Annotated in this window: 13 protein-coding genes and 1 tRNA gene; 11 read left to right on the forward strand and 3 right to left on the reverse strand. The window is 71.7% G+C overall.

Annotated elements, in window-relative coordinates; translation table 11 throughout:
• Positions 1 to 344 precede the first annotated feature (344 nt).
• Positions 345 to 417 (forward strand) — tRNA-Thr (locus Q0994_RS29175).
• Positions 418 to 511: 94 nt separating this feature from the next.
• On the opposite strand, the gene Q0994_RS29180 is transcribed toward Q0994_RS29175, so the two are convergent.
• Entirely contained in the window at positions 512 to 3,139 is a 2,628-nt protein-coding gene (locus Q0994_RS29180) for a SpoIIE family protein phosphatase (protein WP_299540492.1), read from the reverse strand.
• Between the two features lie 444 nt (positions 3,140 to 3,583).
• On the opposite strand from Q0994_RS29180, the gene Q0994_RS29185 reads away from it, so the two are divergent.
• The 10 genes from Q0994_RS29185 to Q0994_RS29230 all read left to right on the forward strand — a co-directional run bounded on the left by Q0994_RS29185 (position 3,584) and on the right by Q0994_RS29230 (position 18,880).
• Positions 3,584 to 8,989 carry a HAMP domain-containing protein gene (locus Q0994_RS29185; protein ID WP_299540495.1) on the forward strand — a complete coding sequence of 1,802 codons (5,406 nt, stop codon included), beginning with the start codon at positions 3,584 to 3,586 and terminating at the stop codon, positions 8,987 to 8,989.
• Between the two features lie 237 nt (positions 8,990 to 9,226).
• Positions 9,227 to 9,907: a two-component system response regulator gene (locus Q0994_RS29190; protein ID WP_299540498.1), complete on the forward strand. Its 681-nt coding sequence runs from the start codon at positions 9,227 to 9,229 to the stop codon at positions 9,905 to 9,907.
• A gap of 232 nt (positions 9,908 to 10,139) precedes the next feature.
• Positions 10,140 to 12,941: a DNA translocase FtsK gene (locus Q0994_RS29195; RefSeq protein ID WP_299540500.1), complete on the forward strand. Its 2,802-nt coding sequence runs from the start codon at positions 10,140 to 10,142 to the stop codon at positions 12,939 to 12,941.
• A 199-nt stretch (positions 12,942 to 13,140) separates the two neighbouring features.
• Positions 13,141 to 13,944 (forward strand): helix-turn-helix domain-containing protein, encoded by an 804-nt coding sequence (locus Q0994_RS29200; RefSeq protein WP_299540502.1) that lies wholly within the window; start codon positions 13,141 to 13,143, stop codon positions 13,942 to 13,944.
• Between the two features lie 170 nt (positions 13,945 to 14,114).
• Entirely contained in the window at positions 14,115 to 15,593 is a 1,479-nt protein-coding gene (rimO, locus tag Q0994_RS29205) for a 30S ribosomal protein S12 methylthiotransferase RimO (RefSeq protein WP_299540504.1), read from the forward strand.
• Positions 15,590 to 16,453: a CDP-diacylglycerol--glycerol-3-phosphate 3-phosphatidyltransferase gene (pgsA, locus tag Q0994_RS29210; protein WP_299540506.1), complete on the forward strand. Its 864-nt coding sequence runs from the start codon at positions 15,590 to 15,592 to the stop codon at positions 16,451 to 16,453. The genes rimO and pgsA overlap by 4 nt, the downstream gene beginning before the upstream one ends.
• Positions 16,450 to 16,974 (forward strand): CinA family protein, encoded by a 525-nt coding sequence (locus Q0994_RS29215; protein WP_299540508.1) that lies wholly within the window; start codon positions 16,450 to 16,452, stop codon positions 16,972 to 16,974. Before pgsA ends, Q0994_RS29215 begins: the two co-directional genes overlap by 4 nt.
• Before the next feature lie 94 nt (positions 16,975 to 17,068).
• On the forward strand, positions 17,069 to 17,443 hold the full coding sequence (locus Q0994_RS29220) for a helix-turn-helix domain-containing protein (protein ID WP_299540510.1): 375 nt from the start codon (positions 17,069 to 17,071) through the stop codon (positions 17,441 to 17,443).
• A gap of 297 nt (positions 17,444 to 17,740) precedes the next feature.
• Entirely contained in the window at positions 17,741 to 18,211 is a 471-nt protein-coding gene (locus Q0994_RS29225) for a Dps family protein (protein WP_299540512.1), read from the forward strand.
• A gap of 312 nt (positions 18,212 to 18,523) precedes the next feature.
• Positions 18,524 to 18,880, forward strand: a complete 357-nt coding sequence (locus tag Q0994_RS29230) for a hypothetical protein (RefSeq protein ID WP_299540514.1) — start codon at positions 18,524 to 18,526, stop codon at positions 18,878 to 18,880.
• Positions 18,881 to 19,068: 188 nt separating this feature from the next.
• Here the strand turns inward: Q0994_RS29230 and Q0994_RS29235 are convergent, their stop codons facing one another.
• Together Q0994_RS29235 and Q0994_RS29240 are read right to left on the reverse strand one after the other, a co-directional pair.
• Positions 19,069 to 19,872: an Fpg/Nei family DNA glycosylase gene (locus Q0994_RS29235; protein WP_299540516.1), complete on the reverse strand. Its 804-nt coding sequence runs from the start codon at positions 19,870 to 19,872 to the stop codon at positions 19,069 to 19,071.
• A 58-nt stretch (positions 19,873 to 19,930) separates the two neighbouring features.
• Complete coding sequence (locus tag Q0994_RS29240; protein ID WP_299540518.1) at positions 19,931 to 24,592, reverse strand: DEAD/DEAH box helicase; 4,662 nt, start codon at positions 24,590 to 24,592, stop codon at positions 19,931 to 19,933.
• Positions 24,593 to 24,635 lie beyond the last annotated feature (43 nt).

The following is a 24,635-nucleotide window of genomic DNA, read 5'->3' on the forward strand; positions in this document are numbered from 1 at the left end:
AGAGTAGGTCGCTGCCGAACAATTTTTGTGGGGAACCCCCGTGCCTGGTGGCACGGGGGTTTTCCGCGTTCCGGACCATTTTTTGTGGGGCGCCGGTACCGAGAGCCGCCCCTGTCCTCCCCTGGCCTGCCCGGCCCTCTCGCGCCCGCGCGAGACAGACCCGGCGCCGCCCCGAGGGCCGTACGGTCGGTGCCCGGTCCACGTGCCGGCCACGGGCGTCCCCCTGACCACCTGCGGACACGGCCGAAGTCACACCGGAACCGTCCGGAAGCCGCCGGCCCGGAGTGGTTATTGCGGGCCCCCGGAATGGGGTATGGTTTACCTCGTTGCCGCAGGGCAACGAGGCCCCAATAGCTCAGTCGGTAGAGCGTCTCCATGGTAAGGAGAAGGTCTGCGGTTCGATTCCGCATTGGGGCTCGGTACGAAAGCTTGGTACGAAAGAAGGCCCCCACTCCGGTGGGGGCCTTCTTTCATGATGCGGGCGGGCTGAGTGCCGCGCGCCCGCATGGCTTCAGGAGACGGCCGGCTCCGGCACCCGCATGGCGAGGATGGCCATGTCGTCCGAGGCGGGCTCCGCCGCGAAGCGCTCCACGGCCCGCAGGATGCGGGCCGCCACCGCGCCGGCCGTCAGGCCCGTACAGGTGGCCAGGACCTCAGCCAGGCCGTCGTCGCCCAGCATGCGGGTTCCCTCGCGGCGCTCGGTGACGCCGTCCGTGACGCACAGCAGCACGTCGCCGGGGGCCAGGGTCACCTCCTCCTCGTACAGCTCCAGGTCCTCCAGCACGCCCAGCAGCGGCTGCGGCTCGGCGGCGGACTCCACGGAGCCGTCCTGCTTCAGCCGCAACGGCAGCGGGTGGCCGGCGCACACCACCTTCAGGACCGCGCTGCCGTCCTCCTGCGGCCTCAACTCGCCGTACAGGAGGGTGAGGAAACGGCTGCGGGCGCCCTCGTCCAGGATCGCCGCGTTGAGGCGCTCCAGGACCGCCGGGCCGCTGAACCCCTCCCTGGCGAGCAGGCGCAGCGCGTGCCGGGCGAGCCCGGTGACCGCCGCGGCCTCAGGGCCGGTGCCGCAGACGTCGCCGATGGCGAAGCCGTACACCCCGTCACGGATCGGGAAGACGTCGTAGAAGTCGCCGCCGACCTCGTTGCCCTCGCCCGCCGCGCGGTAGATGACCTCGATCTCGACGTTCGGGATGCTGGGCGTCTCCGGCGGCAGCAGGCTGCGCTGGAGCGACTGCGAGATGGCCGTGCGCTCCGAGTACAGGCGGGCGTTGTCGAGGGCCAGCGCGGCACGGCGCGACAGGTCCTCCGCCAGTTCGAGGATCTCCTGGCGGAAGTGGTCGTCCGTCGGTCTGCCGAGCGTCAGCATCCCGATCACGCGGTTGCGGGCCACCAGCGGCAGTACGACCGTCTCGCCGCCGACCGCCGCGGCCGTGGCCAGGGTGGAGCGCGTCGAGTTGGCCATGCTGAGCGGGGCGTCGCGTTCCAGCGTCCGCATCGAGGTGCTGACGGCCGCCTGGTGCGCGGCCTTGGCGGGCGCGCCCCAGACACGGGCGCCGGGCGTCGGTACCGGATCCGGCGGCTCGATCTTCGACAGCAGGGCCTTCAGGCCGTCGATGAGGTCCTCGTCCTCGTGCAGGACGTACGACAGGGTGGGGTCCGACGACTGGTCCGCGATCGTGTAGACGGCGCACCAGGCGGCCAGCGTCGGGACGGTCATCTGGGCCATCAGCGCCAGCGTCTGGTCCCGGTCGAGGGTGCCGGCCAGCAGGTCGGACGCTTCCACGAGGAAGGACAGCGAGCCGCGGCGCAGCCGCTCCAGCTCGCCGAGCCGGGCCGACTCGACGGCGAGCGCGATGCGGTCCGCGGCGAACTGGAGGCGCAGCGCCTCCTCGTTGGTGTAGCGGCCGGGGCCCTCGGCGGCGACGCCCAGGGAGCCGGTGAGCCGGCCCTCGACCTTCAGCGGGACGGTGACCACGGACCGCATGCCGGTGTCGGCGAGCAGCGGGACGGCGCCCGGCACGGCCAGCAGGTCCTCGTGGACGGCGGGCATGCGGGCGGAGCCGTAGCGGCCGGTTCCGCCCTCCACCGGGACACGGGCGAACCGCTGCCTGGCCGACGGGAGACCGGTGGTGGCCCGCACCTCCAGTTCCGTCTCGTCGTCCGTGGCCAGCAGCAGGAACGCGGAGTCGGCGTCGAGCATGTCCCGCGCGCGTTCGACGGTGCGCTGGAGCAGCCCGTCGAGATCGTCGGGGGCGGGGGAGCCGATGAAGACCTCGAAGGGGTCGGCCGAGCGGCTGTCCCCGGCGGCGTCCGAGACCGGCGGGCGGACCGGGCTCTGCAGGACCGCGCGTTCGTCGCTGCGGACCAGCAGGCAGACGGTGGACGGGGAGCCGCCGGTGTCGCGGACCCGCAGGTGCGATCCGTACACCGGGATGACCCGGCCGTCGGCGCCGCGGAAGCCGTAGCTGCCCTCCCAGCGGGAGAGCTGGAGGGCTGCGGCGATGCCGGTGCTGGTGCCCGGGGTGTGCGGCCAGGCGAGGAAGTCGGCGAGTTGCCGGCCGGTGATCTCCTCGGCGGTGTGGCCGAACAGGAACGCGGCGTCGTCGTTCCACGCGGCGACCGCGCCGGAGCTGTCGATCTGCACGACGGCGACCCGGACGCGTTCGTCGGCGACCGGGAGGTTCTGCACCGGCAGCAGCGGCCCGGCCGACCGGATGCCCACCGGGCGTTCCGGAAGGTCGAGCTGGAACCAGACGTGTTTGCGGGTGGGCGTGTACTCGACGCCCCAGCGGGTCGCGAGGGCGGCGCACAGCAGCAGCCCGCGGCCCCCTTCGCGGTCGGGGCTGCCGAAGTCCACGGCGGAGCCCAGGAGCGGTACCTCGCGCTCCGGATAGTGGTCGGCGACCTCGATGCGCGCGCCGTCCTCGGTACGCAGGCAGAGCACGTCGGCCGCGGTGCCGGCGTGGACCACGGCGTTGGTGACGAGCTCGCTGGTGAGGACGACGGCGTCGTCGACGATGTCGGTGTAGCCCCACCCCTGGAGCGTGTCCCGGACGAAAGCGCGGGCGGTCGCCACCGAGCGTCCGACCGGATCGAAGGTGGCAGCCGCCCGCGCGGTGATCACAGCACTCCCCATATGGTGTCGCGTCGCTTCCCCGAGTCCGTGCCCGTGTCTCGCCGCTTCGATTCGTGGGCCCGCCGTCCGGATCCTGAACAGCCGGCAGGACGTTGCCAGGCTAGACGCTCGATCCTCGTGCCGGGTACACGAGGGCCGACTCGGGCACCCGCGGGCCCCTGTCCCCGTTGTACGGATGTACGGAACGGGTCCCCGGGTCCTGCGGGAGATGGCAGGCTGGCCAGTGCCGGAGGTTGCGTACCTGCCCCTCCGGCCTGGTACGTTTCAACGATTTGACGTCCGTGTGGTCACCCGTCGACGGTGGGCCGCGGTGGTGAGTCGATGTGGAACTGGGCAAGCTCCCAGTGACGCCCGAGCGATACGGTCAACCCCTGCGGGAGGGACACGGTGGAGTCTGACGTGGCGGCGCGGGGTTCAGGAACGCGCACAAGAGGCGGACAGTCCGTGAAGAAACAGCGCCATGGGACCGTCGAGGTCGACGCGGCTTCGCTGAACCGACTGCTGTCGGCCCTGGTGGCGATGCGGGACGGTAATTTCCGCCGCCGGCTGACCGTCTCGGGCGACGGGGCCCTCGGGGAGATCGAGGCGGTCTTCAACGAGGTCGCCGACCGTAATCTCCACCTCACGGGTGAGCTGGCGCGGGTGCGGCGGGTGGTCGGCCGTGAGGGCAAGCTGACCGAGCGGCTGGAGACCGGGGCCTGCGAGGGTTCCTGGGCCGCCGCGATCGACGCGTCCAACGAACTGGTCGACGACCTCTCGCGGCCGGTGTCCGAGGTCGGCAGGGTGCTGTCGGCGGTGGCCGACGGTGATCTCGAACAGCGGATGGAGCTGCGTTCGCACGCGTCCGACGAGACGGTCAGGCCGCTGCGCGGGGAATTCCTCAAGGTCGCCCGTACGGTCAACAGCCTCGTCGACCAGCTCTCGGCGTTCACCGAGCAGGTGACGCGGGTGGCGGTCGAGGTGGGTACCGAGGGCAAGCTCGGCGGTCAGGCGCAGGTGCGGGGCATGTCGGGGTCGTGGAAGGACCTCACGGACTCCGTCAACACCATGGCCTACCGGCTGACGGCGCAGGTGCGGGACATCGCGCTGGTGACGACGGCGGTCGCCAAGGGGGACCTGTCGCGGAAGGTCACCGTCCATGTGGCGGGCGAGATGCTGCAGCTGAAGAACACCGTCAACACGATGGTGGACCAGCTCTCCTCGTTCTCCTCGGAGGTGACCCGGGTCGCCCGTGAGGTGGGCACCGAGGGCGAACTGGGCGGTCAGGCGACCGTGCCGGGTGTGGCGGGCGTGTGGAAGGACCTCACCGACTCCGTCAACACGATGGCCGGAAACCTGACCAATCAGGTGCGCGGCATCGCGGAGGTGACGACCGCGGTCGCCAACGGCGACCTGTCGCAGAAGGTCACGGTCAGCGCGCGCGGCGAGGTCGCGCAGCTCGCCGAGACGATCAACCAGATGACCGAGACGCTGCGGACCTTCGCGGACGAAGTGACGCGGGTGGCGAGCGAGGTCGGCGGCGAGGGACTGCTCGGCGGTCAGGCGCAGGTGCCGGGTGCGGCGGGGACGTGGAAGGACCTCACCGACTCGGTGAACACGGTCTTCCGGAACCTGACCACGCAGGTGCGCGACATCGCCCAGGTGACGACCGCGGTCGCCAGCGGGGACATGACGCAGAAGGTCACGGTCAATGTGGCCGGCGAGATGCTGGAGCTGAAGAACACCGTCAACACGATGGTGGACCAGCTCCAGTCCTTCGGTTCGGAGGTCACCCGCGTCGCCCGGGAGGTCGGCGTCGAAGGGCGGCTCGGCGGCCAGGCCGAGGTGCCGGGTGCCGCGGGGACGTGGAAGGACCTCACCGACTCGGTGAACACCGCGTTCCGCAACCTCACCGGTCAGGTGCGCGACATCGCCCAGGTGACGACGGCGGTGGCCAACGGCGACCTGACGCAGAAGGTCACGGTCGACGTGGCGGGCGAGATGCTGGAGCTGAAGAACACCGTCAACACGATGGTGGCGCAGCTGTCCTCGTTCGCCGACCAGGTGACCCGCATGGCGCGTGACGTGGGCACCGAGGGCCGGCTGGGCGGGCAGGCGCGGGTCGACGGCGTCTCGGGGACGTGGAAGGAACTCACCGACTCCGTCAACTTCATGGCCGGGAACCTGACGTCGCAGGTGCGTCAGATCGCCCAGGTGACGACGGCGGTGGCGCGGGGCGACCTGTCGCAGAAGATCGACGTGGACGCGCGGGGCGAGATCCTGGAGCTGAAGAACACCATCAACACGATGGTGGACCAGCTCTCCGCCTTCGCCGAGCAGGTGACGCGGGTGGCCCGCGAGGTGGGTACGGACGGGCGGCTCGGCGGCCAGGCGCAGGTGCCGGGCGTCGCCGGGGTGTGGCGCGATCTCACCGACTCGGTGAACGGCATGGCCGGCAACCTCACCGCGCAGGTCCGCAACATCGCTCAGGTGGCGACCGCGGTGGCGCGCGGCGACCTGTCGCAGAAGATCGACGCGGACGCCCGCGGCGAGATCCTGGAGCTGAAGAACACCCTCAACACGATGGTGGACCAGCTCTCCAACTTCGCCGAGCAGGTGACGCGGGTCGCCCGTGACGTGGGCACCGAGGGCCGACTGGGCGGGCAGGCGGAGGTCCAGGGCGTCTCCGGGACGTGGAAGGACCTGACCCAGTCCGTCAACGGCATGGCCAACAACCTGACCATGCAGGTGCGTAACATCGCCGAGGTCACGACGGCGGTCGCCAAGGGCGACCTGTCGAAGAAGATCACGGTCGACGCCAAGGGCGAGATCCTCGAACTGGTCACCACCGTCAACACGATGGTCGACCAGCTGCTGAACTTCGCGGACGAGGTGACGCGGGTGGCGCGCGAGGTGGGCACCGAGGGCATCCTCGGCGGCCAGGCGCGGGTGCGCGGGGCGACGGGCATCTGGAAGGACCTCACCGACAACGTCAACCTGATGGCCAACAACCTGACCAGTCAGGTGCGCAACATCTCCCGGGTCTCCTCCGCGGTCGCCAACGGCGACCTGACGAAGAAGGTCACCGTCGAGGCGCGCGGCGAGGTCGCCGAGCTGGCCGACACCGTCAACACGATGGTGACGACGCTGTCCTCGTTCGCGGACGAGGTGACGCGGGTGGCGCGCGAGGTGGGCACCGAGGGCATCCTCGGCGGCCAGGCGCGGGTGCCCGGGGTCTCCGGCACCTGGAAGGACCTCACCGAGTCGGTGAACTCGATGGCGTCCAACCTGACCGGTCAGGTGCGGCAGATCGCCACGGTGACCACGGCCATCGCCAAGGGTGATCTCACCAAGAAGATCGACATCGACGCGCAGGGCGAGATCCTGCAGTTGAAGGACACCATCAACACGATGGTCGACCAGTTGTCCTCGTTCGCCGAGCAGGTGACCAGGGTGGCCCGCGAGGTGGGCACCGAGGGGCAGCTCGGCGGTCAGGCGCGGGTGCGGGACGTCGACGGGACCTGGCGCGACCTCACCGAGTCGGTGAACGAGATGGCCGGGAACCTGACCCGTCAGGTGCGCGCCATCGCGGCCGTGGCGACGGCGGTGACCCGCGGCGACCTCAACCTGAAGATCGACGTGGACGCGGCCGGCGAGATCCAGGTGCTCCAGGACAACATCAACACGATGATCGCCAACCTCCGCGACACCACGCTGGCCAACAAGGAGCAGGACTGGCTGAAGGGCAACCTGGCGCGGATCTCGGGTCTGATGCAGGGCCGCCGCGATCTGGACGACGTGGCGTCGCTGATCATGAGCGAGCTGACGCCGGTGGTGTCCGCGCAGCACGGGGCGTTCTTCCTGGCGATGGTGCCCGGCGACACCGACGAGGTCGGCGCGGACGGCAGCGCGGGGAAGGCGTACGAACTGCGGATGCGCGGCAGCTACGGGTATTCGGCGGGCTCGATGCCGACCTCGTTCCGGCCGGGCGAGACGCTGATCGGGACGGCGGCGGAGGAGAAGCGGACGATCCAGGTGGACAACGTGCCGCCGGGGTATCTGAAGATCTCCTCCGGCCTGGGCGAGGCTCCTCCGGCACACGTCATCGTGTTGCCGGTGCTCTTCGAGGGCAAGGTGCTCGGTGTGATCGAACTGGCCTCGTTCCAGCCGTTCACGCAGATCCAGCGGGACTTCCTCAACCAGCTCGCCGAGATGATCGCGACCAGCGTCAACACGATCAGCGTCAACACCAAGACGGAGAAGCTGCTCGAACAGTCGCAGGAGCTGACCGAGCAACTGCGTGACCGGTCGCAGGAGTTGGAGAACCGGCAGAAGGCCCTTCAGGCGTCCAACGCGGAACTGGAGGAGAAGGCGGAGCTGTTGGCCCGGCAGAACCGGGACATCGAGGTGAAGAACACCGAGATCGAGGACGCCCGGCAGGTGCTGGAGGAGCGTGCCGAGCAGCTCGCGGTCTCCATGCGGTACAAGTCGGAGTTCCTGGCCAACATGTCGCACGAGCTGCGTACGCCGCTCAACTCACTTCTGATCCTTGCCAAGTTGCTGGCGGACAACGCCGAGGGGAACCTGTCTCCCAAGCAGGTGGAGTTCGCCGAGACGATCCACGGCGCGGGTTCCGACCTGCTGCAGCTCATCAACGACATCCTCGACCTGTCCAAGGTCGAGGCGGGCAAGATGGACGTCAGCCCGACCCGCATCGCGCTGGTGCAGCTGGTCGACTACGTGGAGGCGACGTTCCGGCCGCTCACCGCGGAGAAGGGGCTCGACTTCTCCGTACGGGTCTCCCCGGAGCTTCCCGCCACGCTGCACACCGACGAGCAGCGGCTGCTCCAGGTGCTGCGCAACCTGCTCTCCAACGCGGTGAAGTTCACCGACTCGGGCGCGGTGGAGCTGGTGATCCGGCCGGCCGGCAGCGACGTGCCGGACGCGATCAGGGAGCACCTGCTGGAGAACGGCTCGCTGACCGCGGCGGATCCCGATCTGATCGCCTTCTCGGTGACCGACACCGGCATCGGGATCGCGGCCGGCAAGATGCTGGTGATCTTCGAGGCGTTCAAGCAGGCGGACGGCACGACCAGCCGCAAGTACGGCGGCACCGGTCTCGGGTTGTCGATCAGCCGGGAGATCGCCCGGCTGCTGGGCGGGGAGATCCACGCGGCGAGCGAGCCGGGACGGGGTTCGACGTTCACGCTGTACCTGCCGCTGAAGATGCTCGGGCTGGCGCAGAACCCGGCGCAGTCCGGATCCGCCGAGGACGTCGGGCTGCCGCCGGGCTCGGTCGAGTTCCAGCAGGCGCCGCTCGGCGACCCGGCCAACTCGGCCGGAGTGTTCCGGCGCCGGCGCAAGGCGCTCGGCGCCGCGGGCGGCCGGACGGCGCTGCCGGCCGGTGCGCGTTCCGCCGCCGAGGAGGTCCCGCAGCGCGAGGAGTGGGTGCAGGGCTCGCAGCAGGAGCCGGAGACGCGGCGGACGTTCCGCTTCCACGGGGAGAAGGTGCTCATCGTCGACGACGACATCCGTAACGTCTTCGCGCTGACCAGCGCCCTGGAGCAGCACGGGCTGACCGTCCTGTACGCGGAGAACGGCCGGGAGGGCATCGAAGTCCTGGAGCAGCACGACGATGTGACGGTCGTACTGATGGACATCATGATGCCGGAGATGGACGGGTACGCGACGACCACGGCGATCCGGCGGATGCCGCAGTTCGCCGGGTTGCCGATCGTCGCGCTGACGGCCAAGGCGATGAAGGGCGACAAGGAGAAGGCCCTGGAGTGCGGGGCCTCGGACTACGTCACCAAGCCGGTCGACCCGGACCACCTGCTCGGCGTGATGGAGGGGTGGATGCGCGGCGAGTGAGCGGGCGGCGCGGACGCGGTGCGCGATCGCCCGTGACGGGGGGAGTGTGGAGACCTCGTGTCCGGGGAACGTTATCGGCCTCCGCACCGTTCTCCGTCCGTGCACAGTGACATCACGGTGACAGGGTGTGGCGACGGGCGGGGTGCGGCTACGATGACCGGCACAAGGACGGACGGCGTTACGGAGCCGTCCCCTGGGGCGGTACCCGGTGCGATTCCGGGACGAGGAGGACGGGCCATGGTGCAGAAGGCCAAGATCCTCCTGGTCGATGACCGGCCGGAGAATCTGCTGGCGCTGGAGGCGATCCTCTCCGCGCTCGATCAGACACTGGTCCGGGCATCGTCAGGGGAGGAAGCGCTCAAGGCGCTGCTCACGGACGACTTCGCAGTCATTCTGCTGGACGTCCAGATGCCGGGCATGGACGGTTTCGAGACCGCTGCGCACATCAAGCGGCGGGAGCGGACCCGGGACATCCCGATCATCTTCCTCACCGCGATCAACCACGGTCCGCACCACACCTTCCGGGGTTACGCGGCGGGCGCGGTCGACTACATCTCGAAGCCGTTCGACCCGTGGGTGCTGCGCGCCAAGGTCTCGGTGTTCGTCGAGCTGTACATGAAGAACTGCAAGCTGCGCGAGCAGGCGGCGCTGCTGCGGCTCCAGTTGGAGGGCGGCCGCCCCGGCGGCGAGCAGGACAAGGAGCCCGCGGGGCTGCTGGCGGAGCTCTCCGCACGGCTGGCCGCCGTCGAGGAGCAGGCCGAAGCGCTCTCCAAGCAGTTGGACGACGAATCCGCGGACGCGGCCGCGGTGGCGACCGCCGCCCACCTGGAACGCAAGCTGACCGGGCTGCGCCGTGCGCTCGACGCGCTGGAGCCCGGCACCAACGGCTCGACGGCCACCCTGCCCTCGCAGGGCTGACCCGGATTCGCCCTTCCCGCCCGCCGGGGGCGTGTCTTTGGTGGCCGGGGACCGGTAACGGGTGACCAGCCACCGGTGGACGTGACGGGGACACCGGTCCGGGTGTATTCGTCCGCTTTGCCCGCTCCGTCTCGTGAGTCCGTGTCAGTTCGCCTGCCCAGCAGGGCGACACGGTCGGGTGAACCCCCGGTCGCACGTGTTCATTCGCGTCGTCACCGGTAACCTCGCCCCCATGGCCTCACGTACGTCCGGCAAGGGTTCCCAGGGCACTGCGGGCACCGCGAAGAGCGCCGGCCGCGGACCGGGGCCGGCCAAGAAGGCGGTTCCCGCCAGGAAGCCCGCCGCGAAGAGGGCGGTGCCCGCGAAGAAGGCGCCGGTCAAGCGCGCCGCGGTCAAGAAGGCGCCGCCGCGTCCCGCGCCGTCGCCGACCGGCGGCGTCTACCGCCTGGTGCGCGCCGTCTGGCTGGGCGCCGCACACGGCGTCGGCGCGGTGTTCCGCTCGATAGGGCGCGGGGCGAAGGGGCTCGACCCGGCCCACCGCAAGGACGGCCTGGCTCTCCTGCTGCTCGGGCTGGCCCTGATCGTGGCGGCGGGCACCTGGTCGAACCTGCGCGGCCCGGTCGGGGACCTGGTGAAGATGCTGGTCACCGGCGCCTTCGGCCGTCTCGACCTGCTGGTGCCGCTGCTGCTGGGCGCGGTCGCGGTCCGGCTGATCCTCTATCCGGAGAGGCCCGAGGCCAACGGCCGCATCGTGATCGGTCTCTCCGCCCTCGTCATCGGCATCCTCGGGCAGGTCCACATCGCCTGCGGCGGTCCGGGCCGGGAGGACGGCACGGAGGCCATGCAGGACGCCGGCGGCCTCATCGGCTGGGCGGCCTCCCAGCCCCTCGTCTTCACCATGGGCGACGTGCTGGCCGTACCGCTGCTCCTGCTGCTCACGGTCTTCGGGCTCCTCGTGGTCACCGCCACGCCCGTCAACGCGATCCCGCAGCGGCTGCGGCTGCTCGGCTCCAAGCTGGGTCTCATCGAACCGCCGCCGGGCGCCGTCGGGGGCCACGACCGGTACGACGGCCGCGACGACTACGACGCCTACGACCCGTACGACGACGGGTACGACCGGCCGCAGGACGCGGCGCCGCTCCGTTCCCGGCGTCCCGGCGTGCGCCGGGCGGACCCGGCCGTGGGCCACGCCCCGGACGAGGCCGAGTCCGAGGCCCTCTCGCAGCGGCGCCGCCCGCGCCGCCCCTCGGCGCAGCCCGCGATGAACCGCACCATGGACGCGGTGGACGTGGCCGCCGCTGCCGCCGCCGCGCTGGACGGAGCGGTGCTCAACGGAATGCCGCCCTCCCCGCTGGTCGCCGACCTCACCCAGGGCGTCCAGGCCGACCGCGACGGCAAGGAGCGGACCGCCACGCCCGTGCCGGGCGCGCGCGAGGCGGACTCCGGGCGCATCCGGCCGACGCGCCCCGGTTCCTCCGGGGTGCCCGACCTGACGAAGCCCGCCCCGGAGGCGCCGCGCGACCTCCCGGCCCGTGCGGAGCAGCTCCAGCTCTCCGGGGACATCACCTACGCGCTGCCCTCGCTCGACCTGCTGGAGCGGGGCGGGCCCGGCAAGTCGCGCAGCGCCGCCAACGACGCGGTGGTGGCGTCGTTGACCACCGTCTTCACGGAGTTCAAGGTCGACGCCGCCGTCACCGGTTTCACCCGGGGCCCGACGGTCACCCGGTACGAGGTCGAACTCGGTCCGGCGGTCAAGGTGGAGCGGATCACCGCGCTCACCAAGAACATCGCGTACGCGGTCGCCAGTCCCGACGTGCGGATCATCTCGCCGATCCCCGGCAAGTCCGCCGTCGGCATCGAGATCCCCAACTCCGACCGGGAGATGGTCAATCTCGGGGACGTGCTGCGACTCGCCGACGCCGCAGAGGACGACCACCCGATGCTGGTGGCGCTGGGCAAGAACGTCGAGGGCGGCTACGAGATGGCCAACCTGGCGAAGATGCCGCACGTCCTGGTGGCGGGTGCCACCGGCTCCGGCAAGTCCTCCTGCATCAACTGCCTGATCACTTCGGTCATGGTGCGGGCCACCCCCGAGGACGTGCGCATGGTGCTGGTCGACCCCAAGCGGGTCGAGCTCACCGCCTACGAGGGCATTCCGCACCTGATCACGCCGATCATCACCAACCCGAAGAAGGCGGCCGAGGCGCTGCAGTGGGTCGTGCGCGAGATGGATCTGCGCTACGACGACCTCGCGGCCTACGGCTACCGCCACATCGACGACTTCAACCACGCGGTCCGCAGCGGCAAGGCGAAGGCCCCGGAGGGCAGCGAACGGGAGCTGTCCCCCTACCCCTACCTGCTGGTGATCGTGGACGAGCTGGCCGACCTGATGATGGTGGCCCCGCGCGACGTGGAGGACTCGATCGTCCGCATCACGCAGCTCGCCCGCGCCGCCGGCATCCACCTGGTGCTCGCCACCCAGCGGCCGTCGGTCGACGTGGTGACCGGTCTGATCAAGGCGAACGTGCCGTCCCGGCTGGCGTTCGCCACGTCGTCGCTGGCGGACAGCCGCGTCATCCTCGACCAGCCCGGCGCCGAGAAGCTCATCGGAAAGGGTGACGGACTGTTCCTGCCGATGGGGGCGAACAAGCCGACCCGCATGCAGGGCGCGTTCGTCACCGAGGACGAGGTGGCCGCCGTCGTCCAGCACTGCAAGGACCAGATGGCCCCGGTCTTCCGGGACGACGTGGTGGTCGGCACCAAACAGAAGAAGGAGATCGACGAGGACATCGGCGACGATCTCGACCTGCTGTGCCAGGCGGCCGAGCTGGTCGTCTCCACCCAGTTCGGCTCCACCTCCATGCTCCAGCGCAAGCTGCGGGTCGGGTTCGCCAAGGCCGGCCGGCTGATGGACCTCATGGAGTCCCGCAACATCGTCGGACCGAGCGAGGGTTCGAAGGCGCGGGACGTCCTGGTGAAGCCGGACGAGATCGACGGGGTGTTGGCCGTCATCCGAGGGGAAACCGGTCCGTGAAGGTTGTGCGAGCAACCGTTTCCCCCGCTCGAACGTCCAGTTGTAAGGAGGGACGGAATCCTTCCCTCCTCCCGTCAGCCCCAGGGGTTGTCCGGCGGGCCCGATGGCGTACAAAGTCGTGGCTCCCGGTTGCCCCACCCTTTCGCACCCCCCCTAGACTGAACATCCAGCAGGTGGCTCACGCTCGAAAGGCGCCCCCGTGTCCATCGGCAACTCCCCCGAAGACGACCGGCCTTCGATCGGTCGCGCGCTTCAGCAGGCTCGTATCGCCGCAGGTCTGACGGTCGAGGAAGTCAGCGGCTCCACCCGGGTGCGCATCCCCCTCGTGCACGCGATCGAGGAGGACGACTTCTCGCTCTGCGGCGGCGACGTGTACGCCCGCGGCCACATCCGGTCGTTCGCCCGCGTCGTCTCCGTCGACCCGGAACCGCTCGTCCAGCAGTACGACGCCGAGCACGGCGGCCGCCCCGCGCCCACGCCCGCGGCGCCGCTGTTCGAAGCGGAACGGATCCGATCCGATCCCCGGCGGCCCAACTGGACCGCGGCGATGGTCGCGGCCATCGTCGCCGTCGTCGGGTTCGCCGGATTCACCCTCTTCAACGGCGACGACGACGGCCCCGGCGCCACGCAGCTCGCCGAGGGCTCCACTCCCGACACCGCCACGACGACCAAGCCCGCCCCGACCAAGCCGGCCGACCCCAAGCCCGTGCCGTCCGAGAGCGCCATCGCCGCGGCCCCCCGCGACAAAGTGACGGTGAAGCTCAGCGCGACCGGCGGCAAGAGCTGGATCTCCGCGAAGGACCACAACGGCCGGCTGCTCTTCGACGGACTGCTGACCGAAGGGCAGTCCAAGACCTTCACCGACGGGGAGCGCATCGATCTCGTGCTCGGCAACGCCGGGTCGATCGAACTCTTCGTCAACGGCAAGAAGGTCGAGGACCAGTTCGAGCCCGGTCAGGTCGAACGACTGTCCTACACGAAGGGTGATCCGGAAGCCGGATGACCGGACCCCGTCCCGGCACCCGCCGGGACGGCCGTCCTCCCCCCTTACCCGTGAGCGCCCGGCACCCGTGCCGGGCGCTCACGGGCGTCCGGCACCCGTTCGCGGTGACTGCGTGTAGCGGCAACCCCTGCACGGCAGGGCGCGCGCCCGGACAAAGTAGTCTTGAGCCCATGCCCGAACGCCGCACCGTCGCCCTCGTCACTCTTGGCTGCGCCCGTAACGAGGTGGACTCGGAGGAGCTTGCAGGCCGCTTGGCAGCGGACGGCTGGGAGCTCGTCGAGGACGCCTCCGACGCGGACGTCGCCGTCGTCAACACCTGCGGCTTCGTCGAAGCCGCCAAGAAGGACTCCGTCGACGCCCTGCTCGAAGCCAATGACCTCAAGGACCACGGCAGGACCCAGGCGGTCGTCGCCGTGGGCTGCATGGCCGAGCGCTACGGCAAGGACCTCGCCGAGGCCCTGCCGGAAGCCGACGGCGTCCTCGGTTTCGACGACTACGCCGACATCTCCGACCGGCTCCAGACCATCCTCAACGGCGGCATCCACGCCTCCCACACCCCGCGCGACCGGCGCAAGCTCCTGCCGATCAGCCCCGCGGAGCGGCAGGACGCCGCCGTCGCGCTGCCCGGACACGCCCAGGAGATCGCACCGGCCCCCGCCGACCTGCCGGAGGGCCTCGCTCCGGTCTCGGGCCCCAGAGCACCCCTGCGCCGCCGTCTGGGCACCAGCCCGGTCGCCTCGGTGAAGCTGGCCTCCGGCTGCGACCGCCGCTGCTCCTTCTGCGCCATCCCCTCGTTCCGCGGCTCGTTCATCTCCCGCCGCCCCTCGGACGTGCTCGGGGAGACCCGCTGGCTGGCCGAGCAGGGCGTCAAGGAGGTCATGCTGGTCTCCGAGAACAACACGTCGTACGGCAAGGACCTCGGCGACATCCGGCTGCTGGAGTCGCTGCTGCCGGAGCTCGCCGCAGTGGACGGCATCGAGCGCATCCGGGTGAGCTACCTCCAGCCGGCCGAGATGCGCCCCGGTCTCATCGACGTGCTGACCTCCACCCCGAAGGTCGCGCCGTACTTCGACCTGTCCTTCCAGCACTCCGCCCCCGGCGTACTGCGCGCCATGCGCCGCTTCGGCGACACCGACCGCTTCCTGGAACTGCTGGACACCATTCGGTCCAAGGCGCCCGAGGCCGGCGCCCGGTCCAACTTCATCGTCGGCTTCCCCGGCGAGACCGAGGCCGACGTCGCCGAACTGGAACGCTTCCTCACCGGGGCCCGGCTCGACGCCATCGGCGTGTTCGGCTACTCCGACGAAGACGGCACCGAAGCCGTCGGCTACGAGAACAAGCTGGACGAGGACACCATCGCCGAGCGGCTGGCGCACATCTCGCAGCTCGCCGAGGAGCTGACCTCGCAGCGCGCCGAGGAGCGCGTCGGCGAGACCCTCCAGGTCCTGGTGGAGTCGGTGGAGAGCGAGGACGACGGCCCGGTGGCCATCGGCCGCGCGGCCCACCAGGCTCCCGAAACGGACGGGCAGGTGGTCTTCACCACACGCGAGGGTCTGGTTCCCGGCCTTATGGTCGAGGCGAAGGCAGTGGGCACCGAGGGAGTCGACCTGGTGGCCGAACACCACACATTCGCGGAGGCAGCCAGATGACGCGAGTCCCGGCATCCGCGGCGAGCGGCTCCGGTGCGACACCGGTCCGCGGCGGCAAGCTGGGGTCCGCGGCCGTCAACCAGGCCGGCCTGTGGAACATCGCCAACATCCTCACCATGGTGCGGCTGCTGCTCGTGCCGGGGTTCCTGCTGCTGCTGTTCCACGACGGCGGCTACGACCCGATGTGGCGTTCGTTCGCCTGGGCGGCCTTCGCCGTCGCGATGATCACCGACCTGTTCGACGGGCATCTGGCGCGTACGTACAACCTGGTGACGGATTTCGGGAAGATCGCCGACCCCATCGCGGACAAGGCGATCATGGGCGCGGCGCTGCTCGGCCTGTCCTGGCTGGGCGACCTTCCCTGGTGGGTCACCGGTGTGATCCTCGCCCGTGAGCTCGGCATCACGCTGCTGCGGTTCTGGGTGATCCGGCACGGTGTCATCCCGGCCAGCCGCGGCGGCAAGCTGAAGACGCTCACCCAGGGCATCGCGGCGGGGATGTACGTCCTCGCGCTCACCGGGCCGCTGGCGACGCTCCGCTTCTGGGTGATGATGGCCGCCGTCGCGCTGACGCTGATCACGGGTCTGGACTACGTCCGCCAGGCCGTCGTGCTGCGCCGGGCCGGGCTCGCCTCCGAGCGGGCCGCCGCCCTGGAGGCCGTGGACGCCGCCGGGGACGACGTCGGCCTCGTCCGGATCGAGGCGGTGCCGAGCGTGGGCGACGCCCTTGGAGTGGCCCTGGCGGACGACGTCACGGCCGCCGAGCGGGCCGGCGCGGAGGCCGCGCAGGCGTCCGCGGGGCCGGTCGCCACGGGATCCACGGCGGCCGACGTACGCGACGCCGCGGAGGCCGAACGGTGACAGCCGCGGCGGAGGTACTCGGGCGCCTGGTGGAGCGCGGCGAGAGCCTCGCCGTCGCCGAGTCGCTGACCGGCGGCCTGGTGGCCGCGGAGCTCACCTCCGTGCCCGGGGCCTCCCGGGCCTTCCGCGGCTCTGTGACGGCGTACGCCACCGAACTGAAGCGCGACGTCCTCGGTGTGGACGGCGCCCTGCTCGCCGAGCGCGGCGCGGTCGATCCCGACGTGGCCCGCGCCATGGCGATCGGCGTCCGCCGCGTTCTGGGCGCCGACTGGGGCGTCTCGACGACGGGCGTCGCGGGTCCCGATCCGCAGGACGGCCGGCCGGTGGGCACCGTCTACGTGGCGGTCGCGGGTCCCGGCGGCGTCGAAAAAGTGGCCGCGTTGCGGTTGAACGGCGGCCGTGCGGACATCCGTAAGGAAAGTGTGTCGAGCGCGCTCGACCTGCTGCGTGGCGAACTCCGCGACAACGCGGGGGCACAGGATACGGAACAGAACGGGGGGTATGGATGTTTGCAGCCCTGAGTGAACACGACATCGCTCCCCGCACGGCCGCAGCGCTAGGCGGTACGGTGGGGCGAGAAGGATGCGGCTACGCGGTCCGAGGAGGGAGCCACCGATGATTCTGCTCCGTCGCCTGCTTGGTGACGTGCTGCGTCGGCAGCGCCAGCGCCAAGGCCGTACTCTGCGCGAAGTCTCCTCGTCCGCCCGAGTCTCGCTCGGCTATCTCTCCGAGGTGGAGCGGGGGCAGAAGGAGGCATCCTCCGAGCTGCTCTCCGCCATTTGCGACGCGCTTGACGTACGGATGTCCCAGCTCATGCGAGAAGTGAGCGATGAGCTGTCACTCGCCGAACTGGCCGAGTCGGCAGCCGCGAGCGATCCGGTGCCCGTACCGGTGCGCCCCATGCTCAACTCCGTCTCGGTGACGGGTGTGCCCACCGGGCGGGTGACGATCAAGGCGCCCGCCGAAGCGGTGGACGTCGTCGCCGCCTGACGGTTACGCATCGCGTGACACGGAGCCCCGGTCCGCCCCTCGTGGCGGGCCGGGGCTCCGCCGCGTCCGTGGCCCTGGCGTTCCGGGCACCGGGGTCGCACAGGGATTCTTCTGCGTGCGGAGTGGTGTGAGCCGGGGCGTGCGGGGCACACGTAGGACGAGGCCGATTGAGGTCGTTATGTCGGCTTTTATGCCATCGTGGATGGTGAACCGAAGCGGCCCCTCGTGTCGACCGAAGCACACAGGCCGGGTGGACCGTGATACCGCCGGGAACCCCGCCGCCAGATCGGAGAGAGCATGTCTGTAGTGAAGAGCCCGCTGTCCGAGTCCGATCTCAAGACCGTCGGAGACGCCCTGCAGGGCGCTCTGGTCGACCTGGTCGATCTGTCGCTGGTGGCCAAGCAGGTCCACTGGAACGTCGTCGGCCCGCGCTTCCGCTCCGTGCACCTCCAGCTCGACGAGGTCGTCGACACGGCCCGCCAGCACTCCGACACCGTCGCCGAGCGCGCCTCGGCCGTGGGCGTCAACCCCGACGGCCGGTCCGCGACGATCGCCAAGACCACGGCGATCAACGTGGCCCCCGAGGGGTGGATCAAGGACACCGACGCCGTGAAGGCCCTGGTCGACGCCCTCGGCATCGTGATCGGCCGGATGCGCGAGCGCATCGAGGTCACCGAGAACCCCGACCCGGTGAGCCAGGACATCCTGATCACGCTGACTGCGGACCTCGAGAAGCATGCGTGGATGTTCCAGGCCGAGAGCGCCTGACGCCGACGTCTGAAGCCGACGCCTGACGCCGACATCTGACGCGGGTGCCTGACGCGGGCGCCCACCCAGCCGTCCCGCATGACGCGTGCACTGCCCCGACCGGAGGAAGACCGGCCGGGGCAGTGGTGTGTACGGCCCGGGACGGGCCGTGGATTCGCCGTGGGTTCCCGGCGGCCTCCCGTGACGCCCGGGGCCCGGAATGCGGGCTCTGGAATGCAGGTGCGGGGGAGCCGGGGCAGACTGCCGGGAACGGCCCAGGCCGCCCGGTGCCGCGGCGGCCGTCCGGCCGGGAACGGACCGGAGGAGGCAGCCATGGCGTGGCGATGGATACCGGTGCGCTGCATACCCGCACTCGGATTCGGCGGGCTGTGGACGTGGGCGGTGGCGCGGCTGGTGCTGGCGCCGGAGCACACGGGGCTGATCGAGGGGGCGGTGGCGGCGGGCGGCTGGGGGCTGAGCCTGCTGCCGGTGCATGTGGCGGGCGTAGCGGGTCCGGGCGGCGGGGTGGTGAGTGGTACCGGCGCGGACGGCGGCGACGGCCGGGGGAGGCGGGGGGACCGGCGGTGGCCGGCGCTCCGGTCGCGGTGGTCCGTGTTCCGGTCGCGGTGGCCCAGGAGGGAACGGGACGGGGAGGGTCACGAGGGCGGCGGGGCTTCGGACGGGCGGTAGGACGCGGCGCGTGTCACCCGTCCGGGTGAACGTGGGGCGGGCGGACCCAGCGGCTGGGAGGGACGCCGACTCGGCCGTGGAGGCGGCGGTCCTCTCGGGCGGAAGGCGGGGAGGAGTGACGCGCCGGAGGCAGGGGCGCCGGGCGCGGTGAGGGCGTCAGGCGGTAGGGACGTCAGGTGATGGCCGCGTCAGGCAGGGACGGGGCCCGACTGGCAGCGGGGGCACCAGTAGGTGGGGCGCCCGTCGCGCTCGGCGTTGCGGATCGGCGTGCCGCACCGGAGGCAGGGGCGCCGGGCGCGCCCGTAGACGTACAGGCGGTCGTGGGCGCGGTGGAGCGCGGCGGCGGGGCGGGTGGTGGTGCGGTTCGGGAGGTCGCGGTTGGCCTCCAGGAGGTGCTTGGCGGCGTTGACGAGCCGGCCGAGCGTGTCCTCGGAGAGGTCGCCCACCGGAAGCCACGGGGTCGCGCGGGCCAGGAAGCAGAGCTCGCACGCGAAGACGTTGCCGATGCCGGCGAGATTGCGCTGGTCCAGCAGGGCTTCGACGAGCGGGCGGCCGGGGGCGGCGCGCAGCCGCCGCAGGGCCTCGGGCGCGTCCCAGTCCGGGCCCAGCAGGTCGGGGCCGAGGTGTCCGACCACCGAGTCCTCGTCCTCGGTGCGGAGCAGTTCGAGGACCGGCAGCCGGTACCCCACCGCGGTCCGCTCGGTGTTGCCGAGCACGGCCCGGATCTGGTGCGCGGGTCCGCCGCGCCAGCGTTCGCCCGCCTCGAAGACGCGCCAGGCGCCGTCCATCCGCAGATGACTGTGGAGGGTCAGGCCACCCTCCACCCGGGTCAACAGGTGCTTGCCGCGCGGGGTCACGTCGAGCACCTTTCGTCCGGTCAGGTCCGAGGTGGCGAAACGGGGGACCCGGAGGTCCGCGACGGTCAGTACCTTGCCGGCGAGCGCGGTGTCCAGGCGTTTGGCCGTCCGCGCGACGGTGTCTCCTTCGGGCATGGCTCCATCCTGCGGCAGGGAGTCCTGGGTGGCGGCTGTGCGAAGGTCGCCCTTCCGGTCAGGCGCGCAGGCGCAGCCCTCTCGGGGTGGCGAGGAAGCCCGCGGCCTCCAGGGTCCGGCCCAGCGGCGACGTGAGCGAGGAGACACCGTTGGTGCGCTCGACCGTCACCGTGCCCAGCGAGCCCGCGCGGGCGGCCGCGGCGAGGGCCTCGGCCCCCGCCAGGAGGGCGGGGGAATCGGGATCGGTGGCCCAGGAGAGCAGGGTCTTGCCGCCGCGTTCCATGTAGAGCGTCAGTTCGCCGTCGACGAGGACGACCAACGACCCGGCCTTCCGCCCCGGTTTGTGCCCGGCGCCCTCCGGGGACTCCGGCCACGGCAGCGCCGCGCCATAGGCGTTGGCGGGGTCCGCCGCGGCCAGGACCAGCGCCCGCCCCGCCGAGCCGGGGTCCTGGCGGTCCCGGGCCGTGGACGAGGCCCGCAGCCGGTCGACCGCCCCCTCGACGGCGAACTGCGCGGCCCCCAGCCCCTCCACGACGTAACCGCGCCGGGCCTGTCCGTTGTCCTCGAAGGCGGAAAGCACCCGGTAGACCGCGGAGAAGCCGCCCGCCACCCCCTCCGCCTGCACCGCGCCGCGGGTCACCACGCCGTGCCGGTCCAGGAGCGTCCGGGCCAGTGCGTGGGCGCGCTGGGTCGGTTCCCGTTCCGGCGGCGGCAGCAGCGACCAGCGGCCGGAGACCGTGGGCGGACCCGTACGCGAGACCGGTCGGGCGGAGGCGGCGAGGGAGCCGTAACGGCCCCGCGGCACCGCACGTCTGGCCCGGTGCGCGGTGGAACCCGCGGTGCGTCCCGAGCCGAGCAGCGCACGCAGCGGGGCGAGCGTGTCGTTGGTGAGCCGGCCCGACCACGCCAGATCCCAGACGGCGTCGGCCAACTGCGGGTCCGTGCACTCCGGATGGGTGGTGGCGCGGACCTGGTCGGCGATCTGCCGGAAGAACAGGCCGTACCCGCCGGACAGGACGGTCAGGACCGACTCGTGCAGGGCGGACAGCTCCAGCGGATGCGGCGGGGGAAGCAGCAGCGGGGCATGGTCGGCCGGGTAGAGGGAGATCCAGCCGTCCTTGCCCGGCAGCGAACCGGCCCCGGCCCACAGGACCTCCCCGGTGGTCGTGAGTTCGTCGAGCAGGGCGGGGGTGTAGCCCATGACCCGGTTCGGCAGGATCAGCTTCTCCAGCGCGGAGGCGGGCACCGGCGCGCCCTGCAACTGCTCGACCGCGCGGGCCAGACCGTCGATCCCGCGCAGGCTGTTGTCGGCCAGGTGCTGCCACTGGGGGAGGAAGGTGGCCAGCGCGGCCGGAGGCACCGGTTCCAGTTCGTGCCGGAGGGCGGCGAGCGAACGGCGGCGCAGCCGGCGCAGCACCGTCGCGTCGCACCACTCCTGGCCGATGCCCGCGGGGTGGAACTCGCCCTGGACGATGCGGCCGCCGGCCGCCAGTCGCTGCAGCGCGCCGTCGGTCACGGCGGTGCCGAGCCCGAATCGCTGGGCCGCCGCGGCCGAGGTGAACGGGCCGTGCGTGCGGGCGAAACGGGCCAGCAGGTCTCCCAGCGGGTCCTTGACCGGTTCGGTGAACGCTTCGGGCACCCCGACGGGGAGAGCGGTGCCCAGCGCGTCGCGCAGCCGCCCCGCGTCCTCGATCGCCACCCAGTGGTCGGCCCCGGCGATCCGGACCCGGAGCGCACGGCGGGTCCGTTCCAGCTCTGTCGCCCACGTCCGCTCGGCGCCCCGCTCGGCCAGCTCGGCGTCGGTGAGCGGGCCGAGCACCCGCAGCAGGTCCGCGACCCCCTCGACGTCCTTGATCTTCCGGTCGTCGGTCAGCCACTGGAGCTCCCGCTCCAGCTCGGCCAGCACCTCGGGGTCGAGCAGTTCGCGCAGCTCGGCCTGGCCCAGCAGCTCGGCCAGCAGGTGCGAGTCCAGCGAGAGCGCCGCCGCCCGGCGTTCGGCCAGCGGGGAGTCGCCCTCGTACAGGAACTGGGCGACGTAGCCGAAGAGCAGGGAGCGCGCGAACGGTGAGGGCTCCTGGGTGGTGACCTCCACCAGGCGGATGCGGCGGGCTTCGAGATCGCCCATGAGTTCCGTGAGGCCGGGGACGTCGAACACGTCCTGGAGGCACTCGCGCACCGCCTCCAGGACGATCGGGAACGACCCGAACTCGGACGCCACCTGGAGGAGTTGGGAGGCGCGCTGGCGCTGCTGCCACAGCGGCGTCCGCTTGCCGGGGCTGCGCCGGGGCAACAGCAGCGCGCGGGCGGCGCATTCGCGGAACCGGGAGGCGAACAGCGCGGAGCCGCCCACCTGGTCGGTGACGATCTGCTGGACGTCGCCCTTGTCGAAGACGACGTCGGCGGCCCCCACCGGCGCCTGTTCGGCGTCGTACACCGGGTCCGCCGGGGACAGCCCCCGGTCCGGCGCCGGATCCGCGCCGGGGACGGGGTCGAAGTCGAGGAGGTCGAGACCCATCATGTCCGCGTCCGGCAGCCTCAGCACGATGCCGTCGTCCGCGTGCATCACCTGGGCGTCCATGCCGTACCGCTCACCGAGCCGGGCCGACAGCGCCAGCGCCCACGGGGCGTGCACCTGTGCGCCGAAGGGGGAGTGCACCACGACCCGCCAGTCGCCGAGTTCGTCCCGGAAGCGCTCGACCAGGATCGTCCGGTCGTCCGGCACGTGTCCGCATGCCTTGCGCTGCTCGTCGAGGTAGGACAGGACGTTGTCCGCGGCCCAGGCGTCCAGTCCGGCGGTGAGCAGCCTCAGCCGCCCGTCCTCCTCGGACAGTCCGCCCAGCTCCCGGAGGAACGCGCCGAGCGCCCGGCCCAGTTCCAGCGGGCGGCCGAGCTGGTCGCCCTTCCAGAACGGCAGCCGTCCCGGCACACCGGGCGCGGGGGAGACGAGGACCCGGTCGCGGGTGATGTCCTCGATCCGCCAGCTCGTCGTGCCGAGGGTGAAGACGTCGCCGACGCGGGACTCGTAGACCATCTCCTCGTCGAGCTCGCCGACCCGGCCGCCGCCCTTCTTCGGGTCGGAACCGGCGAGGAAGACCCCGAACAGGCCGCGGTCGGGGATCGTGCCGCCGGAGGTGACCGCCAGCCGCTGCGCGCCGGGGCGGCCCGTGACGGTGCCCGCCACCCGGTCCCAGACCACCCGGGGGCGCAGTTCCGCGAACGCGTCCGACGGATACCGGCCCGCCAGCATGTCGAGGACGGAGTCGAAGGCGGACTCGGGCAGCGCGGCGAACGGGGCGGCCCGGCGGACCAGCGCCAGCAGGTCGTCGGCCTGCCAGACGTCCAAGGCCACCATCGCGACCAACTGCTGCGCCAGCACGTCCAGCGGGTTCGACGGCACGCGCAGCGCCTCGATCGCGCCGTCCCGCATCCGCTCCGTGACGACGGCGGCCTGCACCAGGTCCCCGCGGTACTTCGGGAAGACGACCCCGGTGGAGACCGCACCCACCTGGTGGCCGGCCCGGCCGACCCGCTGGAGCCCGGAGGCGACGGAGGGCGGCGACTCGACCTGGATCACCAGGTCGACGGCGCCCATGTCGATGCCCAGCTCCAGGCTCGAGGTGGCGACGACGGCGGGCAGCCTGCCCGCCTTCAGGTCCTCCTCCACCTGCGCCCGCTGTTCCTTGGAGACCGACCCGTGGTGGGCGCGGGCCAGCAGCGGTGGGGCTCCCGCGGCCGCCCCGGACTGTGCCATGACCTCCGCGGGGGAGTGGGCGTCGGGCATGGGCTCGCCGGTCGCGCGTTCGTAGGCGATCTCGTTCAGGCGGTTGCACAGCCGTTCGGCGAGCCGTCGGGAGTTGGCGAAGACGATGGTCGAGCGGTGCGACTGGACGAGGTCCGCGATCCGCTCCTCCACCTGGGGCCAGATCGACGGCTTGTCCGCCGGGTCCGCGCCGCTGTCGGTGGCGGGCGAGCCGCCCAGCTCGCCGAGGTCCTCCACGGGGACGACCACCGACAGGTCGAACTCCTTGGTGGACGGCGGCTGCACGATCTCCACCCGCCGCTGCGGGGACAGGAAGCGCGCCACCTCGTCCACCGGGCGGACCGTCGCCGACAGCCCGATGCGCCGGGCCGGCCGGGGCAGCAGGGCGTCCAGCCGCTCCAGCGTCACCGCCAGATGGGCGCCGCGCTTGGTGCCGGCCACCGCGTGCACCTCGTCCAGGATCACCGTCTCGACCCCGGCGAGGGCGTCCCGTGCCGACGAGGTCAGCATGAGGAAGAGGGACTCCGGCGTGGTGATGAGGATGTCCGGCGGCCTGGTCACCATCGACCGCCGCTCGGCGGCCGGGGTGTCGCCCGACCGGATGCCCACCCGCACGTCGGGCTCCGGCAGTCCGAGGCGCACCGCCTCCTGCCGGATGCCCGTCAGCGGCGAGCGGAGGTTGCGCTCGACGTCGACCGCGAGCGCCTTGAGCGGGGAGACGTACAGCACCCGGCAGCGCTTCTGCGCCTCGGCGGGCGGCGGCGCGGACGCCAGTTGGTCGAGGGAGGCGAGGAACGCGGCCAGCGTCTTGCCGGAGCCGGTCGGCGCGACGACCAGCACGTCCGACCCCTCGGCGATGGCACGCCAGGCGCCCTCCTGCGCGGCCGTGGGCGCGCTGAAGGCACCGGTGAACCAGCCGCGGGTGGCGGACGAGAACGAATCCAGTGCAGAGCCGACCATGTCCCCATCGTGCACCCCACCACTGACAGAGGGCCGTGACGCG

Source organism: uncultured Streptomyces sp., from assembly GCF_947488945.1.
In the GTDB taxonomy this organism is placed as follows: Bacteria; Actinomycetota; Actinomycetes; order Streptomycetales; family Streptomycetaceae; genus Streptomyces.